Raw genomic sequence first — 243 nt, 5'->3', positions numbered from 1 at the left:
AGGTGTTCACGATACCCGGAATAACCATCTTCAGAGCCTGCGGCAGGATGACCAGCCCCATTTTGCGCCAGTATCCCAGCCCCAGAGCATCGGCAGCCTCATACTGGCCCCGGGGAATGGCCTGCAGGCCACCGCGAATCACTTCCGCCATGTAAGCGGACTGCCACAGGGTTATACCAATCAGCGCCCGGGCCAGTTTCTCGAAGTTCACACCTTCCGGGAGAAACAGCGGCAGCATCACCG

At 60.1% G+C, this 243-nt stretch carries 1 protein-coding gene; it reads right to left on the bottom strand.

Features of this window, described 5'->3' with window-relative positions:
- On the bottom strand, positions 1 to 243 hold a 243-nt coding region (locus B2W52_RS09950; RefSeq protein ID WP_286802819.1), incomplete at both ends, for an ABC transporter permease subunit.

Origin of the sequence: Marinobacter sp. UBA2498 (assembly GCF_002341575.1) — a bacterium.
Lineage (GTDB): Bacteria > Pseudomonadota > Gammaproteobacteria > Pseudomonadales > Oleiphilaceae > Marinobacter > Marinobacter manganoxydans.
This window is presented reverse-complemented; position numbering and strand designations above follow the sequence as displayed.